Raw genomic sequence first — 18,992 nt, 5'->3', positions numbered from 1 at the left:
GGCGGGAGTAACGTCCCCCGATGGGGCCGGCCGGGGGGTCGTGACCCGCAGAGACGGGGGTCCCGATGCTCCGGGCAGCAGACGACACGTTCAGACTCAACGCCGACTTCTTCGACTACACGATCATCGCGCTGTACTTCGCGGTCGTGCTCGGGATCGGGGTGCTGGCGAGGCGGCAGGTGTCGTCGAGCCTCGACTTCTTCTTGTCGGGACGCTCGCTGCCCGCCTGGGTCACGGGGCTCGCGTTCATCTCGGCCAATCTCGGCGCGGTCGAGATCATGGGCATGTCGGCCAACGGCGCCGAGTTCGGCGTCGCGACGTTCCACTACTTCTGGATCGGCGCGGTGCCGGCGATGCTGTTCCTCGGCATCGTGATGATGCCGTTCTACTACGGCTCCGGGGTGCGGAGCGTCCCGGAGTTCATGCGTCGGCGCTTCGGCACCGGTGCCCACCTGGTCAATGCGCTGAGCTTCTCGGTCGCCCAGCTGCTGATCGCGGGCATCAATCTCTACCTGCTCGCGACGATCGTCAACCGCCTGCTGGGGTGGCCGCTGTGGGTGTCGCTGATCGTCGCCGCGATCGTGGTGCTCAGCTACATCACGCTCGGAGGACTCTCAGCGGCGATCTACAACGAGGTGCTGCAGTTCTTCGTGATCGTCGCCGCGCTGACGCCGCTGACGATCATCGCGCTGCACAAGGTCGGCGGTTGGCAGGGCATCAAGGACAAGGTGCAGCCCGGCCCCGAGCAGCTGTCGTCGTGGCCCGGCACCGACCTGACCGGCATCGACAACCCCGTGCTGTCGACGATCGGCATCGTGTTCGGCCTCGGCTTCGTGCTGTCGTTCGGCTACTGGACGACCAACTTCGTCGAGGTGCAGCGGGCCATGGCGTCCGACTCGCTGTCGTCGGCGCGACGGGCCCCGATCATCGGCGCGTTCCCGAAGATGTTCATCCCGTTCATCGTGATCATCCCCGGCATGGCGGCGGCGATCATCATCCCCGAGATCGCCAACCTCAAGTCGGGGGAGGGCAGCTCGGGTGGCGCGACCTACAACGACGCGATCCTGCTGCTGATGCGCGACCTGCTGCCCAACGGCATGCTCGGCGTCGCGATCGCCGGCCTGCTCGCCTCGTTCATGGCCGGCATGGCCGCCAACATCTCGGCGTTCAACACGGTCTTCTCGTACGACCTGTGGCAGCAGTACGTGCAGAAGGACAAGCCCGACGGCTACTACACGGGCGTGGGGCGCATCGCGACCGTCGCGGCGACCGTCATCGCGATCGGCACGGCGTACTTCGCGTCCAACTACGACAACCTCATGAACTACCTGCAAACGCTGTTCGGCTTCTTCAACGCCCCGCTGTTCGCGACGTTCATCCTCGGCATGTTCTGGAAGCGCATGTCGGCGACGGCCGGCTGGACGGGCCTCGTCGCGGGCACGGGCGCCGCGATCGCCGTCGCCTTCCTGAGCGAGGACGCCTTCGGTGGCGCGTCGACCGGCGTGCTGGCGCTGTCGGGCCAGGGCGCGAGCTTCGCGGCGGCGGGCGCGGCGTTCGTCGTCGACATCGTGGTGAGCGTCGTCGTCACCTTCATGACGAGGCCACGTGACCCCAAGGAGCTCGAGGGCCTCGTGTACTCGCTGACGCCCAAGGAGTCGCTCGTCGACCCCGACGCCGGCTCGCTGCCGTGGTACCAGTCCCCGACGAGGCTGGCCGGCCTCGGCCTGGTCATCGTCATCGTCCTCAACCTGCTGTTCCGCTAGGAGACCGTCATGAGTGAGCAGACGACCAAGAAGAAGGCCGGCGTCTTCGACATCCGGTTCGTGATCGGCGGGCTCCTGGGCGTCTACGGCGTCATCCTGATCCTGCTGGGGCTGTTCAACGCCACCGACGAGGAGCTGGCCCGGGGCGACGGGCTCAACATCAACCTGTGGGGTGGTGTCGGGATGCTCGTGGTCGCGATCGGCTTCGGGGTGTGGGCCAGGCTCCGTCCGGTGGTCGTGCCCGACGACGTGGAGTAGGACGCGCAGCCGGTAACATCCGGTCAGTGAGCACGCCTGACGAGACCACCGCGACCCACCGCTACACCAGTGACCTGGCCGGTGAGATCGAGCGCCGCTGGCAGGACCGGTGGGACGCCGAGGGGACGTTCGAGGCACCCAACCCCGTCGGCGATCTCGCGGGCGGCGACGCGTCCGAGCTCGGCGACAAGTTCTTCATCATGGACATGTTCCCGTACCCGTCGGGCGCGGGGCTGCACGTCGGCCACCCCTTGGGCTACATCGCGACCGACGTGGTCGGCCGCTACCGCCGCATGCAGGGCGACAACGTCCTGCACGCCCTGGGTTACGACGCCTTCGGCCTGCCCGCCGAGATCCACGCTGTGCAGACGGGCGAGCACCCTCGCACGAACACCCTGGCCAACATCACGAACATGCGCCGCCAGCTGCGCCGCCTGGGCCTGGCGCACGACCCGCGTCGCAGCTTCGCGACGATCGACCCCGACTTCGTCCGCTGGACGCAGTGGATCTTCATCCAGATCTTCGAGTCGTGGTACGACGAGGAGCAGCAGCGCGCCCGCCCCATCAGCGAGCTGCGGGCCGAGTACGAGTCGGGCGAGCGCACGGCCCCCGACGGCGCCGGCTGGGCCGATCTCGAGCCGCTCGAGCGTCGCCTGCTGATCGACTCGCGCCGCCTGGCGTACGTCGACGAGTCGCCGGTCAACTGGTGCCCCGGCCTGGGCACGGTGCTGGCCAACGAGGAGGTGACCGCCGACGGTCGCAGCGAGCGCGGCAACTTCCCGGTGTTCACCCGCAACCTGCGCCAGTGGAAGATGCGCATCACGGCCTACTCCGACCGCCTCATCGACGACCTCGAGCGCGTCGACTGGCCCGAGTCGGTCAAGAACATGCAGCGCAACTGGATCGGACGCTCGCACGGTGCGCGCGTGCGGTTCCAGGTCGAGACCGCCGCGACGTCCTTCGACGTGTTCACGACCCGGCCCGACACGCTGTTCGGCGCGACGTACGCCGTGCTGGCCCCCGAGCACGAGCTCGTCGAGACGCTGGTCGCGGACGAGTGGCCCGCCGGCACGCCCCGTAGCTGGACCAACGGGGTGGAGACGCCCGCCGAGGCCGTCGCCGCGTACCGCGCCATGGCTGCGGCGAAGACCGACGTCGAGCGCCAGGAGAACAAGGAGAAGACCGGCGTCTTCACGGGCTCCTACGCGACCAACCCCGTCAACGGCGAGCAGATCCCCGTCTTCATCGCCGACTACGTCCTCACGGGCTACGGCACCGGCGCGATCATGGCCGTCCCAGGCGGCGACCAGCGCGACTTCGAGTTCGCCGAGGCGTACGGGCTGCCGATCATCCACACGGTCCAGCCGCCCGAGGGGCACGAGGGTGCCTACCCGGGCGAGGGCCCGGCGATCAACTCCGCGCAGACCGGTGACGACGCGGGCCTCGACGTCAACGGGCTCGACATCAACGGTCTGGGCGTCGCGGAGGCCAAGACCGCCGTGGTCGAGTGGCTGCAGGCCCACGGGGCCGGCGAGGGCACGACGACGTACCGCTTGCGCGACTGGCTGTTCAGCCGCCAGCGCTACTGGGGCGAGCCGTTCCCGATCGTCTACGACGAGTCCGACCAGCCCATCGCGGTGCCCGACCACCTGCTGCCGGTCGAGCTGCCCGAGGTGCCCGACTACTCGCCCAAGACATACGAGCCGGGCGACGCCGACAGCACGCCCGAGCCGCCGTTGGCACGCGCCGACGACTGGGTGCACGTGACGCTCGACCTCGGCGACGGTCCGCGTCCCTACCGTCGCGAGACCAACACGATGCCCAACTGGGCCGGATCGTCCTGGTACGAGCTGCGCTACACCGACCCCCACAACCCCGATGCGGTCACAGACCCCGCCAACGAGCGCTACTGGCTGGGCCCGAAGACGCCGGGTGGCACGGGCGGCGTCGACCTGTACGTCGGCGGCGTCGAGCACGCCGTGCTGCACCTGTTGTACGCGCGCTTCTGGCACAAGGTGATGTTCGACCTCGGCCACGTGTCGAGCGAGGAGCCGTTCCACCGGCTGTTCAACCAGGGCTACATCCAGGCGTATGCGTACGTCGACGAGCGCGGCGTCTACGTCGACGCCACGCAGGTCGAGGAGCACGACGGCGGCCACTTCTTCGAGGGGCGGCCGGTCACCCGCGAGTACGGCAAGATGGGCAAGAGCCTCAAGAACGTCGTGACGCCCGACGAGATGTACGAGGCCTACGGTGCCGACACGTTCCGGGTCTACGAGATGTCCATGGGTCCGCTCGACGTGTCCCGGCCCTGGGAGACCCGCGCCGTCGTCGGCTCGCAGCGCTTCCTGCAGCGGGTGTGGCGACTGCTGGTCGACGAGGAGACCGGCGGGTCGCGCGTCGACGAGGCCGAGCTCGACACCGAGACGCTGCACGTCCTGCACACCACGATCGACGGCGTGCGCGGCGACATGGAGCACATGCGGTTCAACACCGCGGTGGCCAAGCTCATCGAGCTGACCAACCACCTGACGAAGGCCGGCGTCACGAGTCGGGCCGCGGTCGAGCCGCTCGTGCTGATGCTCGCGCCGCTGGCCCCCCACCTCGCCGAGGAGCTCTGGTCGCGTCTCGGCCACGAGGAGTCGCTGACCCACGCGGCGTTCCCCGTCGCCGACCCGGCGCACCTCGCCTCGTCGTCGGTGACGTGCGTCGTGCAGGTGCTCGGCAAGGTGCGCGGCAAGATCGAGGTCAGCCCCGACATCTCCGACGACGAGCTGACCGCCCTGGCGCTGGCCGAGCCCAACGTCATCACGTCGATCGACGGCCGAGAGATCCGCAAGGTCATCGTCAAGGCTCCCAAGCTGGTCAGCATCGTCGTGTGAGCCTCAGGGCCGCTTGGCCCATGGTTGACGACGTGACCTGGCGCACATCCCGCTAGGCTTCGGGCATGATCGGCATCGTCACGGACTCGACGTCCTCGCTCGACCCCGACGATGCGGAGCGCGAGCACATCGTGGTCGTGCCGCTGCAGGTCATCATCGGGGCCGACGTCTACACCGAGGGCGACGACGTCACGGCCGACATGATCGCCGAGGCGCTGGCCGCGTTCGTGCCCGTCAGCACCTCGCGTCCCACCCCCGACGACTTCCTGGCGGTGTACGAGCGGCTGGCCGCCGAGGGTGCCGAGTCGATCGTCTCGGTGCACCTCAGCGCCCGCATGTCGGGCACGCTCGAGTCGGCTCAGCTGGCGTCCAAGCAGGCCAGCGTGCCCGTCGTCTGCATCGACTCGACCCAGGTGGGTGTCGCGACAGGCTTCGCCGCCGGCCGTGCCGCGCAGGCCCGCGATGCCGGAGCCGATGCGGCCGGCGTTGCGGATGCGGCCCGCGGGGCCGGCGAGAGCTCGGTCGTGCTGATGTACGTCGACACCCTGGAGTACCTCAGGCGGGGTGGACGTGTCGGGGCCGCTGCGGCGCTGATCGGCTCGGCGCTCGCGGTCAAGCCGATCCTGACGATCACCGACGGCGTCGTCGTGCCGCTCGAGCGCGTCCGCACCCAGGCCAAGGCACTGGCCAGGCTCGAGGCGCTGGCCGTCGAGAAGGCGGCGGCCTGTGACGACGGGTTCGACATCGGCGTTCAGCACTTGGCCAGCCTGACCACGGCGACGGCGGTGGCCGAGCGGCTGGCCACGGCGCTCGAGCGCGAGTCGATCCCGGTCGACGAGGTCGGTGCCGCGATCGGCGCACACGTGGGGCCCGGCATGATCTCGGTAACCATCACCCCCCGCTGACTCGTCCGGGGGGCGGCGGTGCACTGGCGTCCACCTGGCGGCCGAGCCTGGACGCCAGCGCACCGCTCGCCCGTCTCGCGGCCGTCCCACCGGCCCGTCGACGCGCGGGGTTGTCCACAGCGGACGGCTGACGGCTCCCGCGGACGTCGCCTGGTGCATACCGTCGAGGTGTGAAGCCGCTGCACCGAGACGACCCGCTCGACGAGACCCGTGCCGACATCGCCCGGCGACGGCTCGCGCAGCTGGCTGCCTCGTTCGACGCCGAGCTGCCGCCCGCCGAGGAGCCCGAGGCACCCCAGCGCCGCCGGGTCGAGATCCCGCACGCGCGTGCCCTGGCGACGATCGCGGTCGCGGCATCGGTGCTGCTGGTGTGGTGGCTGCTCGCTGGCCGTCCCGACAGCAGCCCGCCCGTCGCCCCGCTGTCGCTCTCGTCGGCAGGCACTGGCTCGCCAGCGGTCCAGGGGCAGGCAGCGGCGCAGGCGCAGCCCCTGATCATCGACGTCGTGGGCGACGTCAAGAAGCCGGGCATCGTGACGCTGCCGAAGGGATCGCGGGTCTACGAGGCGATCGAGGCGGCCGGCGGGCTCGACGGCCGGGTCGACACCACGGCGCTCAACATGGCCCGCGAGCTGACCGACGGCGAGCAGGTGCTGGTCGGGATCGATCCCGTCGACCCGGGTGTGGCCGGTGCACCCGGTTCACCCGGGACGACGGGAGCCGCCCCGGCCGGCACCAAGGTCAACCTCAACACCGCCACGGCCGAACAGCTCGACGCGTTGCCCGGCGTCGGCCCCGTCACGGCGCAGGCGATCCTCGCGTGGCGCGACACCAACGGACGGTTCGGGTCGGTCGACGACCTGCTCGACGTCAAGGGCATCGGCGACGCGACCCTGGCCGAGCTCCGCGATCTCGTCGTGGTGTGACCCACGACGGGCGGATGGCCCCGGGCGCTGTCCTGTCGTGGTGCCTCGCGGCCTGGCTCGTCACCACGGGATCGGCCGTTGCCGCCGGCATCTCGGCCGGCGCGGTGGTCGTGGCGGCGGTGCTGTGGCATCGACGCCGCGCCGTCCCCCTGCTGCTGGCCGCGGTGTGCGTCGCGGCGGTCGCAGCCTCGTGCGGGTGGCGGCTCGCGACGATCGAGCAGTCGCCGTTGGTCGACCTGGCGCAGAGCGGACGCCTCGTGACCCTCGAGGTGCAGGTCAACCGCGATGCGCGGGTGTTCACCCAGCGCGGCCGCGAGTCGACCGTGGTCGGGGTCGTCGTCCGGCGGGTCGCTGCGAACGGTCTCGACCTGCGGCTGCGCGACAGCGCGACGGCCTTCGTCGACGGCCGGGCCACCGACCTGGTCGTCGGGCAACGGCTCGTCGTGCAGGGGCGACTCGCACCGTCCGACCGCTCCGACGAGAGCGTCACGATCGACGTCGTGCGCCGGGGGACGTCGAGCGGTGTCGCCTGGTGGTGGGCGGCGTCCGAGCACGTCCGTGAGGGCGTGCGGCAGGCCGTGGCCCCGTTGTCCGACGAGCCGCGCGGCCTCGTCCCCGCTCTCGTCGACGGCGACGAGGGAGGTGTCACCGACGGCATCGAGGAGGACTTCCGCCGCAGCGGCCTGACGCACCTCATGGCCGTCTCCGGCACCAACCTGACGATCGTGCTGGCGGTCACGATGGCCGTAGCCCGCGCCGCCGGAGCCCGTCGTCGCGGGCTGGTCGTCGTCGGGGCGCTGTCGATCGCGGCATTCGTGCTGCTGGCCAGGCCCGAGCCCAGCGTCGTCCGTGCGGCAGCGATGGGCGCGGTCGGCGTCGCCGCACTGGGCTTCGGGTCACGCGGGGGCCTGCGGGCGCTCTGCTGGGCCGTCGTCGTGCTGCTGTTCGTCGACCCGTGGCTGTCGCGGTCGCCCGGGTTCGTCCTCTCGGTCAGCGCGACCGCCGGCATCCTGGTGCTGGCACCCGTGTTCGCGCGCCGGCTCGAGACCTGGATGCCGCGGTGGTGCGCGCTGGCGATCGGGGTGCCGGTGGCGGCCCAGCTGGTGTGCACGCCGACGATCGCGGCCTTGTCGGGCGAGGTGTCGCTGGTGGCCGTGTTCGCCAACCTGGTCGCCGCACCGGCGGTCGCGCCGGCGACCGTGGCAGGGCTGGTGGGCGGACTCCTGTCCCTCGTGTGGGTGCCTGCGGGACATGCGTGCGGCTTGGTCGCGGGGGCGTGCGCGAGCTGGATCCTCACGGTGGGGCACACCGCGGCGGGCCTCGACGCTGCGTCGTTCGAGTGGCACGCGCCGTGGCAGGTGCTGATCGTGCTGGTGCCGGTCGTGACGTGGCTGGCCGTGCGGCTGTCGTCGCGCCCGGTGCTGTTCGTGGGCGTCGTGCTGGGCTTTGCGGTCGGGGTGTGGCGGCCGCCCGAGACGGGTTGGCCCCCACCCGGATGGGTCATGGTCAGCTGCGACGTCGGGCAGGGCGACGCCACGGTGCTGCCCGTCGCGCCGGGGGAGGCCGTCGTCATCGACGTCGGGGAGGACGACGCGCCCGTCGACCGGTGCCTCGACGGGTTGGGGGTCCACACCCTTCGCCTGCTCGTGCTGACCCACGGCGACGCCGACCACGTCGACGGCTGGCGCGGTGCCGTGCACGGTCGCCGGGTCGACCAGGTCGTCGTCGGCACGTCGGGTGGGCCCGACGTGCCCGGGGTGCCGACGCACACGGCAGCGGCGGGGGAGGCCTTCGCCGTCGGCGAGACGTCCGCCGACGTGCTCTGGCCGCCGGCCGACGAGCCGCCTGCAGGCGACCGCAACGGCGTCAGCGTCGTGCTGCGGGCGACGGTCCGTGGCGTCCACCTGATGCTGACCGGCGACGTCGGCGAGGAGGCCCAGCAGCGCATCCTTCGGTCGGGCGTCGACGTCACGGCCGACGTGCTCAAGGTGCCGCACCACGGCAGCGCCGACCAGGAACCGCGGTTCATCGACGCGGTCGGTGCCCGCATCGCCACGATCAGCGCCGGGGAGGACAACGACTACGGGCATCCCACGGCGGCCCTGCTCGCGCTGCTGCGGGCGCGCGGCACGCAGTGGTGGCGCACCGACCTCGACGGCGACATCGCGGTCGTGCTCCGCGAGGGTCGGCTCCACGTGGTCAGTCGGGGCTAGCGTCAGTCGGGGCTAGCGTGAGTCGGGACTAGCGTCCGTCGGGGCTGACGTGGGTCGCGGATAGGCTGCTGCCGTGGCCTCGGCATTCGGCAAGATCCTGCTCATCACCGGCAACGCCGAGTTCCTCGCCGATCGCACCCGGGCCAAGGCGATCGCCTTCGTCACCGCCGAGCAGCCCGAGTGCGAGGTGGCCACCACGACGGCATCGGGCCTGCAGCCCGGCGAGCTCGCCGGCCTCACCAGCCCGTCGCTGTTCAGCGATGCCACGGCCCTCGTGCTGACCGAGCTGCAGGACCTGCCCGACGTCGCGCAGTCCGAGCTGCTGGCCTATGTCGCCGAGCCGTCGCCCGACATCGCGGTCGTGCTCGTCCACAGCGGTGGGCAGAAGGGCAAGGGTCTGCTCGACAAGCTGCGCAAGGCCGCCGTCGTCAGCGAGGTCAAGCTCGAGCAGCCCAAGTACGAGCGCGACTACGCCCGCTGGGTCGTCACCGAGGTGCGCGACCTCGGGGCCCGCATCGACGAGCAGGCCGCGGCCTACCTCGTGGCCGCCGTCGGACAGGATCTGCGGGCGCTCGCGGGCGCGGCCGACCAGCTCGTGGCCAACCTCGAGAAGGGCACCGACATCAGCACCTCGCTGGTGCAGCAGTACTTCGGTGGACGCGCCGACGTCCGTGGCTACGAGATCGCCGACGCCACGATCGACGGCCGCATCGACATCGCGCTCGAGCAGGCCCGGTGGGCGGAGTCGGCCAAGGTCGCGCCCGTCCTCATCACGAGCGCCCTCGCGACGGGCCTGCGGTCGCTGGCCAAGCTCTCGGGTGCCCCCGAGGGGCTGCGCGACAACGAGCTGGCCGCCCACATCGGGGCACCGCCGTTCAAGATCCGGTCGATGCGGCAGCAGCTGCGCAGCTGGGACGCGCCGGGCCTGGCGGCAGCGATCTCCGCGGTCGCCCAGGCCGATCTCGACGTCAAGGGCGGCGCGGCCGATCCAGCGTTCGCGGTCGAGCGGATGGTCCTGGCCGTCGCAGCCCAGCGACGGCGCTAGATGCTCGGCACCCGGCCCCGGCCCCGGCGCAGCCGCGTCGACGCGGTCGACCTCGCGCGGGGCGTCGCGCTGCTCGGCATGATGTTCGTGCACCTCGGTCCGATGTGGACGGGTGCCAGCCCGCCCGTGGGGCAGATCATCGCGAGCGGACGGGCCGCACCGCTGTTCGCGATGCTGGCCGGGGTCGCGCTGTCGCTGGTGCACCGACGCGATCCGCAGGGCGCGGGATCGGTGCGGGCCACCTGCATCCGGGCCGTGATCCTGATCGCGATGGGGCTGTCGCTCGGCTCGCTCGACCAGATGCCGGTCTACGTCATCCTCGCGTTCTACGGCCTGATGATCGTCGTGGCGCTGCCGTTCCGTGGCCTGCCTGCTCGCGCCCTGATCGCCCTGGGCCTGGCCTGGGCCGTCGTGGCACCCGTGCTGCTGCTGTGGCTGCAGATCGAGCACGGCGCGGTGATGTCCGACCAGGCCGAGCTGAGCGACGCCCTGCCACCGTGGTCGCTGCTCACCGAGCTGATCGTCTGGGGTGCGTATCCCGCGGGGGTGTGGTTCGCGTACGTGCTGGTGGGCCTCGGTGTCGGTCGCCTCGATCTGGGTCGGGCGAAGATCGCGGTCGCCGTCCTGCTCGGCGGCGTCGTGCTGCTGGGGGTCTCGCTCGGGACCGGGGCCGTCGCGATCGCCCGGGGCGTGTTCGACGACTGGTACGTCCAGGGGTGGCAGCAGCTGTTCGTGCGCGCCTCGTATCCGTTCGAGCCGGCGCAGTGGCGCGAGCTGTGGTTCGTGGGGGAGCACACCTCACGACCGCTCAACGTCATCGGCGCGATCGGCTCGGCGCTGGTCGTGATCGGCCTGTGCGCCCTGGTGGTCCGGCTGCCATGGTCGCGATGGGTCCTGCTGCCGGTGAGGGCCGCCGGTGCGATGACCCTGTCGCTCTACACGGTGCACGTCCTCTGGACATGGCGGATCGTGGTGCACCGCCGGGCGAGCGACGACCCGTTCGGGTCGACCGGCAGCTACGGCGACTGGGCAATCCAGGCCATCGTCCTGTGCGCGGTCGCCACGGTGTGGCTGGCGTTCTGTCCTCGCGGGCCGCTGGAGTCTGTCGTCAGGCTCGTCTCGACGTGGCGACCGGGACGGCCGGGCCGAGTGCGTCAGCAACGAAACAACGCCCCGGCCTGAGGCCGGGGCGTTGTTTCATGCTGTGAGGCACAGCGGGCCGTGCGTCAGAGCGCGGCGGCCTTCTTGGCGATGGCCGACTTGCGGTTGGCAGCCTGGTTCTTGTGGATGACCTTCTTGGAGGCGGCCTTGTCGAGCTTCTGCGTGGCGACGCTGGCGAGCTTCTTGGCGTCGTCGGCGTTGCCGGAGGCGATGGCCTCCTCGAAGCGACGGACGGCCGTCTTGAGCGCGGAGCGCACGGACTTGTTGCGCTCGCGAGCCAGCTCGTTCTGGCGGTTGCGCTTGATCTGCGACTTGATGTTCGCCACGGGGTAGACCTACTTCTCTTGGTGTGATGTTCCGACGATCGGGCGGCACGCAGACCGTGCCCAGAGGTGTGAGGACGTGCCGGAGCACGCGACCGCCAACTCTAGCAGTCGGCGGCCCGCAGCCTCAAATCGATGGCGTGGCGGGTGCTCGGGCCCGGTGATGGGAGAATGGCTCATCATGAGCACCCGCCCCGTACCCCAGCCCGGGGCCACCGACCCGCAGGTCCTGCGCAACTTCTGCATCATCGCGCACATCGACCACGGCAAGTCGACGTTGGCCGATCGCATGCTGCAGCACACCGGAGTCGTCGACGGTCGTGACATGAAGGCGCAGTACCTCGACCGCATGGACATCGAGCGCGAGCGCGGCATCACGATCAAGAGCCAGGCCGTCCGCATGCCGTTCGTGAAGTCGAGCGGCGACGACGCCGGCACGGTCTACGTGCTCAACATGATCGACACCCCCGGCCACGTCGACTTCACGTACGAGGTCAGCCGCAGCCTCGAGGCGTGCGAGGGCGCCGTCCTGCTGGTCGACGCCGCGCAGGGCATCGAGGCGCAGACGCTGGCCAACCTGTATCTCGCGATCGACGCCGATCTCGACATCATCCCGGTGCTCAACAAGATCGACCTGCCCGGCGCGCAGCCCGAGAAGTACGCCGAGGAGATCGCCGGCATCATCGGCGGCAACCCCGACGACGTCCTGCGGGTCTCGGCCAAGACCGGCCAGGGCGTCGAGGAGCTGCTCAACCTCATCGTCGACGAGATCCCGCCGCCGAAGGGTGATCCCGACGCCCCGCCGCGCGCGCTGATCTTCGACTCGGTCTACGACACGTACCGCGGCGTCGTCACGTACGTCCGCGTCGTCGACGGCAAGCTCAGCCACCGCGACAAGATCAAGATGATGTCGACCGGAGCCGTGCACGAGATGCTCGAGGTCGGCGTCATCTCGCCCGAGCCGGTCAAGGCACCGGATCTCGGCGTCGGCGAGGTCGGCTATCTCATCACGGGGGTGAAGGAGGTGCGGCAGTCGCGCGTCGGCGACACCGTGACGTCCAACATCCGCGGTGCCACCGAGCCGCTCGGCGGCTACAAGACCCCCAACCCGATGGTCTACTCAGGTCTCTACCCGCTCGACGGCGACGACTACCCGACGCTGCGCGACGCGCTCGAGAAGCTGCAGCTCAACGACGCTGCCCTGGTCTACGAGCCCGAGTCGTCCGGCGCGCTGGGCTTCGGCTTCCGCATCGGCTTCCTGGGCCTGCTGCACCTGGAGATCGTCCGCGAGCGCCTCGAGCGCGAGTTCAACCTCGAGCTCATCTCGACCGCCCCCAACGTCGTGTACCGCGTCGAAATGGAGGACGGCAAGGAGATCGTCGTTACCAACCCGTCCGAGTACCCGTCGGACGGCAAGATCGACAAGGTCTTCGAGCCGGTCGTGCGTGCCACGGTGCTCAGCCCCAGCGACTACATCGGCGTCATCATGGAGCTGTGCCAGGCTCGGCGCGGTGTGCTCATCGGCATGGACTACCTGTCCGAGGATCGCGTCGAGATCAAGTACACGCTGCCCATGGGCGAGATCATGTTCGACTTCTTCGACGCCCTCAAGAGTCGCACCAAGGGCTACGCCTCGCTCGACTACGAGCCCACCGGCGAGCAGGCGGCCGACCTGGTCAAGGTCGACGTGCTGCTGCAGGGCGAGGTCGTCGACGCCTTCAGCGCGATCGTGCACCGCGACAACGCCTACGGCTACGGCGTCTCGCTGGCGGGCAAGCTCAAGGAGCTCATCCCGCGCCAGCAGTTCGAGGTGCCGATCCAGGCCGCGATCGGCGCGCGCGTCATCGCCCGCGAGAACATCCGCGCGATCCGCAAGGACGTGCTCGCCAAGTGCTACGGCGGCGACATCAGCCGCAAGCGCAAGCTGCTCGAGAAGCAGAAGGAGGGCAAGAAGCGCATGAAGATGGTCGGCCGCGTCGAGGTCCCCCAGGAGGCGTTCATCGCCGCGCTCTCGACCGGCGACGTCGACAAGAAGTAGCGCTCACACCGCGATCTGTGACGCTGACGGCGTTGTCGCGCCTCGATGATGCCGTCAGCGTCACACAGCGCGGACGAGGGTGGACGTCAGCGCGCGCCGAGGGCCGTGGCCACGTCGCCGGCCGTGCGCTGCCCTGACGCCAGCGCACCCTGGATCGACGGGGTGTCGCGGTGGTCGCCGCAGACGAAGACGCCACCACCGAGGTCGGAGGGCCGCCGCAGGTCGAGAGGCGGAACGGCCCTCGGCAGCGCCCTGACGACGTCGTGTCGCACCAGGAGGTCCCAGCCGGCGACGTCGGTGCGCCACAGCCGGGCCGCCTCGGCCAGTGCTCCCGCGTCGGTCAGCCCTGCACCTGCCAGCGTCGTGACCTGCACGAGATCGCGTCCGGGCGGGGCGTAGCTGGGAGCCGCGGCCGAGACGACCGCCGAGTTGACGACCGGCCCACGGTCGCCGTCCAGGACGAGCAGCCGGTCCTGCGACATCCCGGCCGGCGTGCTGAACCACCACGTCACCAGACCGCCGACCGGCGGGGCACCGGGCTCCACGCCCAGTCCGGTGGCGTCGTCGACGTCGGTGGCGACGACGACGGCCCGGGCGTCGATCGACCCCGTCGTGGTGCGCACCGTGACGCCTGACGAGGTCCGGTCGATGCCCACGACCCGCACGCCGGTCTCGGCCGGCCGCGTCAGCGACGTGGCGAGCTGGGCGGGCAGGGCCCGCATGCCGTCGCGGGGCAGGGCCGGCGTGCCGAGCAGGAACCACCGGATCAGCAGGCGGGCGTAGCGGGCCGACGTGGCACCGGTGCCCTCGGCCAGGACGCCGGCCAAGAACGGCTCCAGCACCTGCACGCGCAAGGGCCCGTGCACGCCGGCGGCGTCGAGCGACTCCGCCAGGGTGGCGTCGTCGCCCCGCATGATGCGCCGCTCGCCGCCCAGCACCGGTGCCGCCCAGCGCGCCAGGCCGGCGAGCTCCCTGGGTCGCAGCAGCCCGCTGCGCAGGGTCGACGCCAGCAGTCGCGGCTCGCGCCGGGGGTCGCCGAGCGTCAGGGCGGTGTCGCCGCTGCGCACGCGCACCCCGGCCGCGAACGGTTGGAGCTGCAGGGCCTCTACGTCGACGAGCTCCTTGACGGCGGGGTAGGCCGGGTTGAGCAGCTGGAAGCCGACGTCGCACAGATGCCCGTCGACGACCTCGGTGCGCACGCGGCCGCCCACCTTGTCGGCCGCCTCGAGGACCCGTGCGTCGATGCCGCCGCCCTGCAGTCGTCCCGCGCAGGCCAGTCCCGCTAGTCCCGCGCCCACCACGACCACGTCCACCTGATCCGTCATGGGGTCACCATCGCACCGACCGGGCACCACGGCATCCCGCACGGACTGGAGGGAGCGTCTGGGGTTGACGCGATCACGCATACTCAGTATGTTCATCGTTACATACTGAGTATGCAGGGAGGTGGGTCGTGTCGGTCCGACAGGGAATTCTGGCGTTGCTGTCGCAGCGACCGATGTACGGCGCCCAGCTGCGCTCGGAGTTCGAGGACCGCACAGGTGGCACCTGGCCGCTCAACATCGGACAGGTCTACACGACGATCGCCCGCCTCCAGCGCGACGGACTCGTCGAGGACGACGTCGAGCCCGACGACGAGGGGCGCAAGGAGTACGCGCTGACCGACGCCGGCCGCGCCGAGGTCGCCGCCTGGTGGTCGAGCGCGGCCCCGCCCACGTCCGATCCGCGCGACGAGCTGACGATCAAGCTGGCCCTCGGCGTCACGATGCCGGGCGTCGACGTCGCCGACGTCGTGCAGCGCCAGCGCGCCGCCGGCATGCAGCGCCTGCAGGAGCTGACTGCCGAGAAGCGACGCGGGCCTCGCGACCTCGCCTCCGAGCTCGTCCTCGAACGCCGCATCTTCGACGCCGAGGCGCTCGTGCGCTGGCTCGACCACGTCGAGGGACGCCTGTCCCAGTCCGCGCCCTCGGACCACCCCCTCATACCCCAGGAGAACGCATGACACCCGACCCGATCCTGTCGATGCGTCAGGTGACGCGTACGCACGGCAGCGGCGAGACGGCAGTGCATGCCCTGGCCGGTGTCGATCTCGACGTGTCCGCAGGGGAGCTCGTCGCGGTCATGGGGCCGTCGGGCTCGGGCAAGTCGACGCTGCTGCACCTCGCCGGGGGCCTCGACACCCCCACGTCGGGTGAGGTGATGATCGAAGGGCGTCAGCTCGGCGGGATGAACCAGCGTGCTCTGGCGGCGCTGCGCCGCGGATCGGTGGGCTACGTCTTCCAGGAGCTCAACCTCATCCCGACCCTGACCGCCGCCGAGAACGTCTCCCTGCCTCTCGAGCTCGCCGGGACCGGCCAGACCGAGTCTCGGGAGGCGGCACTCGTCGCCTTGGCCGGAGTCGGCCTCGAGGCGGCAGCCGGACGCTTTCCCGACTCTCTCTCCGGTGGCCAGCGTCAGCGCATCGCGATCGCAAGAGCTCTCGTCGGACCGCGCCGGCTCCTCCTGGCCGACGAGCCGACCGGGGCGCTCGACTCGCGGACGGGCGAGGGGGTCCTGCGGGTCCTGCGTGAGCGGATCGATGCGGGTGCCGCCGGGGTGCTGGTGACCCACGACTCCCGACACGCGGCATGGGCCGACCGGATCGTCTTCGTGCGCGACGGCCGGGTCGTCGACAGCGCGGGAGCGGTCACCGCATGACGATCGTGAACCGGTGGCGCCCGGCCCTGCGCATGGCGATGCGCGAGCTCCTGCGGCACCCGGCCCGCAGCGCCCTGGCCATGGCGCTCGTCGGTATCCCGGTGCTGTTGTCGGCGCTCGCTGCCACGATGATCGCCACGCACGACGTGTCTCCGGCCGAGTCCCTGCCTGCCCGCCTCGGCGCTGCCGAGGCGATCGTCCTGCCGGTCGACGGGGCGGCGACACAGAGTCCTGACGCCGATTCGCAGAGTTATGAGGGCACCGGCGAGCCCCGTGCGTTCGACGACGTCGCGCCGAGCCTCGCCGCCCTCAGCGGTGGGCGGCTCACGCCCGTCCACCGGGGCTACGGACGACTCGTCATCGGTTCGCGCGGATGGGACGTCGACGTGCTCAAGACCGACTTCGACGCGCCGGCCACCCGCGGGCTGACGGTGCTCGAGTCAGGGCGTCAGCCGCGCACGGCCGATGACGTGGTCGTCACACCTGCGCTCGCCCAGGACGGTGCCCGCATCGGCCGGACCGTGATCGTCGGTGGCCTGCGCCTGAAGGTCGTCGGCATCGGCTCGGTCGGCACGGTCGGGGAGCATCCCCGCGACCGAGCGGTCGCGGTGTCGCCGTCGTCGGCAGTGCAGACCGAGACGCTGGAGATCCTGCTGGATCGCGATCGGCCGGTCACCTGGTCCGACACCATGCGCTGGAACGCCGAGGGGTTCATCGTGATCTCGCGGCAGGTGGTGCTCGATCCGCCGCCTGCCGCCCAGCAGTACGCCGACATGTCATCGACGCAGGACGAGCTCGTCAGGCAGCTCATCGCCATCGTGGTGATCGCGCTCGTGATCGAGGTCGTCCTGCTGGCGGGGCCGGCGTTCGCCGTCGGGGTCCGGCGGCAGAGGCAGGAGCTCGCCACGCTGGCCGCCGCCGGCGGAAGTCCCGGCGACCTGCGCCGCATCGTGCTCGCGCAGGCGCTCGTGCTGGGCGTCGTGACCAGCGCCATCGCCGCCCTGGCCTCCGTCCCGATCGCCTGGGGGGCCGTGCGGTTCGCCGTCACGGTCTTCGACACCGGTTTCGGGCCCTTCCAGGTGATCTGGCCGGCCATCGCCGCCGCGGCCGCACTGGGCGTCTTCGCCTCGGTCGTGGCAGCTCTCGCGCCGGCGCGACAGGCCGCGCGGAGCGACGTGATCGCGGCCCTGTCGGGACGGTCCGCAGAGCCCAAGGTGTCACGCGGCTGGCCGCTGTTCGGCCTGGCCCTGCTGCTGTTCGGCCTGGTCGGCGCGGCGAAGGCGCGCAACGCGGCCTTCAACGGCGAGTTCACGATTGCCATCCGCACTATCGTGGCGGTCGTCGGTGCGACGTTCATGACGCCGTGGATCATCAGCGTCATCGCCCGTATCGCGCGGCACATGCCCCTGCCTGTGCGCATCGCCCTGCGCGACACCGACCGGCACCGGTCGCGCAGCGCCCCGGCGATCGCTGCCATCATGGCCTCCGTGTCGGCGGTGACGGCGCTGGCGGTCGCCTCGTCGAGCGACGCCGCGGAGCGCTCGCGCGACTACGAGTACGCCGCCCCGCTCGGCACGGTCACGCTTACGGCGACGACGTCGAGCATGCAGGCCGCGGTTACCGCCGCCGAGAAGGCCGGCGGTGCCACGTTCACACCGCTCACAACGCTCGGCGCGGGACTCTACGATCCGTCGGCCGCCGGCGACGACGCGGTGAGCGGCGACGATGTGCAGGCGCACGTGCTGGTGCCGAATCCGGCCTACCCTGGCGCGTCCAACAGCCGTGATGTCGCCGTGGCCGACGCTGCGACCCTGCGGGCATGGAACGTGCCGATCACCGCCGCGCAACAGGCGGTGCTCGACCGGGGCGGGGCGCTCGTGGCCGATCGGCAGATGATCAGTGGTCACACCACCGAGATCGTCACGAGCACCGTGTCGCGGCCGGAAAAGATTGTCCGGGTGTCGGCCGTCGCCGCCGACCTCGGCAGCGGGTCCGTCCCGCAGGGACCGGAGCCGGTCGTCGCCGGCGCGGTGGTCTCGCAGGCGACGGCCGACAGGCTCGGACTGCCCACGTCGACGAACTCGGCCCGGTCCAGCAGACCCGTCGACGACCTGCCGGTCTCGGCGGTCCGCGCAGCGGTCATCGCGGCAGATCCTGTCGCCGGTGCCGTCGACGTCGTGGGGCCGCCCAGCTCGGAGTTCCGCACGGTGTTCATCCTCCTGGCCGTCATGGGCGCCATCGCGATCTGCATCGGCACCTTCAGCGCCACGGGGTTGGCGCTCAGCGACGCGCGGCCAGATCTCGCCACGCTGAGTGCCGTCGGTGCGTCGCCGAGCATCCGTCGGCTGGTGGCGGCCTCGCAGGCCGGTGTGCTCTCCTTCGTCGGGGCGGCGCTGGGGGTCGTTGTCGGGTTCGTCCCCGGCATCGCGGCCGCACGGTCCCTGACCGGCCACACCTCGCGTGGCCTCGTCGTCGACGTGCCGTGGTCGTTGCTGGTCATCCTGGTCGTCGTGGTGCCCGTCGTCGTCGCGGCGGTGACGGCGGCCGTGACCCGCAGCCGCCCCCACGTCGATCGGCGGACCGCATGAGCACCCATCGGGATCAGCGCCTGCGCCGGGCTGCCGTCCGCCGCCGCATCGCCCGGCTCGTCGCGATCCGGCAGGCGCAACGGGCGGTGTCGGCACCCACGACCAGGGCATGAGCCCCGACGTGTGACGCAGACGGCACCAACGGGTCGCGCAAGGGCCGTGAGCGTCACACGTCGCGGGTCGGGGCGTCGCTAGG

The 18,992-nt window shown here is 71.1% G+C and carries 14 protein-coding genes; 12 read left to right on the top strand and 2 right to left on the bottom strand.

The annotated features are described in order from the left end of the window. Window positions 1-65: 65 nt before the first annotated feature. The 8 genes from JOF40_RS18760 to JOF40_RS18725 all read left to right on the top strand — a co-directional run bounded on the left by JOF40_RS18760 (window position 66) and on the right by JOF40_RS18725 (window position 11,171). The gene (locus tag JOF40_RS18760; RefSeq protein ID WP_129182689.1) at window positions 66-1,763 is read left to right on the top strand and encodes a sodium:solute symporter family protein; all 1,698 of its coding nucleotides are present in this window, start codon (window positions 66-68) and stop codon (window positions 1,761-1,763) included. Window positions 1,764-1,772: 9 nt separating this feature from the next. Then, window positions 1,773-2,021, top strand: coding sequence for a hypothetical protein (locus JOF40_RS18755; protein ID WP_129182687.1), 249 nt, complete (start codon window positions 1,773-1,775; stop codon window positions 2,019-2,021). A 26-nt stretch (window positions 2,022-2,047) separates the two neighbouring features. Further along, window positions 2,048-4,903 carry a leucine--tRNA ligase gene (gene leuS / locus JOF40_RS18750; RefSeq protein WP_209674706.1) on the top strand — a complete coding sequence of 952 codons (2,856 nt, stop codon included), beginning with the start codon at window positions 2,048-2,050 and terminating at the stop codon, window positions 4,901-4,903. A 65-nt stretch (window positions 4,904-4,968) separates the two neighbouring features. Continuing rightward, window positions 4,969-5,808: a DegV family protein gene (locus JOF40_RS18745; protein WP_129182685.1), complete on the top strand. Its 840-nt coding sequence runs from the start codon at window positions 4,969-4,971 to the stop codon at window positions 5,806-5,808. A 170-nt stretch (window positions 5,809-5,978) separates the two neighbouring features. Further along, a complete protein-coding gene (locus tag JOF40_RS18740; RefSeq protein ID WP_129182683.1) occupies window positions 5,979-6,731 on the top strand; it encodes a ComEA family DNA-binding protein in 753 nt (250 codons plus the stop codon). Window positions 6,732-6,745: 14 nt separating this feature from the next. After that, the gene (locus tag JOF40_RS18735) at window positions 6,746-8,944 is read left to right on the top strand and encodes a ComEC/Rec2 family competence protein (protein WP_209674704.1); all 2,199 of its coding nucleotides are present in this window, start codon (window positions 6,746-6,748) and stop codon (window positions 8,942-8,944) included. 73 nt (window positions 8,945-9,017) lie between these two features. Next, window positions 9,018-9,989 (top strand): DNA polymerase III subunit delta, encoded by a 972-nt coding sequence (gene holA, locus JOF40_RS18730; RefSeq protein ID WP_129182679.1) that lies wholly within the window; start codon window positions 9,018-9,020, stop codon window positions 9,987-9,989. Beyond that, window positions 9,990-11,171 (top strand): heparan-alpha-glucosaminide N-acetyltransferase domain-containing protein, encoded by a 1,182-nt coding sequence (locus JOF40_RS18725; RefSeq protein ID WP_129182677.1) that lies wholly within the window; start codon window positions 9,990-9,992, stop codon window positions 11,169-11,171. Window positions 11,172-11,215: 44 nt separating this feature from the next. Here JOF40_RS18725 and rpsT read toward each other — a convergent pair whose 3' ends face one another. Further along, window positions 11,216-11,476, bottom strand: a complete 261-nt coding sequence (rpsT, locus tag JOF40_RS18720) for a 30S ribosomal protein S20 (RefSeq protein WP_129182675.1) — start codon at window positions 11,474-11,476, stop codon at window positions 11,216-11,218. A gap of 178 nt (window positions 11,477-11,654) precedes the next feature. On the opposite strand from rpsT, the gene lepA reads away from it, so the two are divergent. After that, a complete protein-coding gene (gene lepA / locus JOF40_RS18715; protein ID WP_129182673.1) occupies window positions 11,655-13,511 on the top strand; it encodes a translation elongation factor 4 in 1,857 nt (618 codons plus the stop codon). Window positions 13,512-13,597: 86 nt separating this feature from the next. Here the strand turns inward: lepA and JOF40_RS18710 are convergent, their stop codons facing one another. After that, window positions 13,598-14,836, bottom strand: a complete 1,239-nt coding sequence (locus JOF40_RS18710; protein WP_129182671.1) for an NAD(P)/FAD-dependent oxidoreductase — start codon at window positions 14,834-14,836, stop codon at window positions 13,598-13,600. Between the two features lie 128 nt (window positions 14,837-14,964). Here JOF40_RS18710 and JOF40_RS18705 point away from each other — a divergent pair, with 128 nt between their 5' ends. From JOF40_RS18705 to JOF40_RS18695, 3 genes are read left to right on the top strand one after another with little or no spacing between them, the layout of a single operon-like run. Next, the gene (locus JOF40_RS18705; protein WP_129182669.1) at window positions 14,965-15,513 is read left to right on the top strand and encodes a PadR family transcriptional regulator; all 549 of its coding nucleotides are present in this window, start codon (window positions 14,965-14,967) and stop codon (window positions 15,511-15,513) included. Beyond that, entirely contained in the window at window positions 15,510-16,208 is a 699-nt protein-coding gene (locus JOF40_RS18700; RefSeq protein WP_129182667.1) for an ABC transporter ATP-binding protein, read from the top strand. The genes JOF40_RS18705 and JOF40_RS18700 overlap by 4 nt, the downstream gene beginning before the upstream one ends. Continuing rightward, window positions 16,205-18,796 carry an FtsX-like permease family protein gene (locus tag JOF40_RS18695; protein ID WP_188111768.1) on the top strand — a complete coding sequence of 864 codons (2,592 nt, stop codon included), beginning with the start codon at window positions 16,205-16,207 and terminating at the stop codon, window positions 18,794-18,796. The genes JOF40_RS18700 and JOF40_RS18695 overlap by 4 nt, the downstream gene beginning before the upstream one ends. Window positions 18,797-18,992: the final 196 nt, after the last annotated feature.

It is taken from the genome of Aeromicrobium fastidiosum, from assembly GCF_017876595.1.
Taxonomy (GTDB): Bacteria; Actinomycetota; Actinomycetes; order Propionibacteriales; family Nocardioidaceae; genus Aeromicrobium; species Aeromicrobium fastidiosum.
This window is presented reverse-complemented; position numbering and strand designations above follow the sequence as displayed.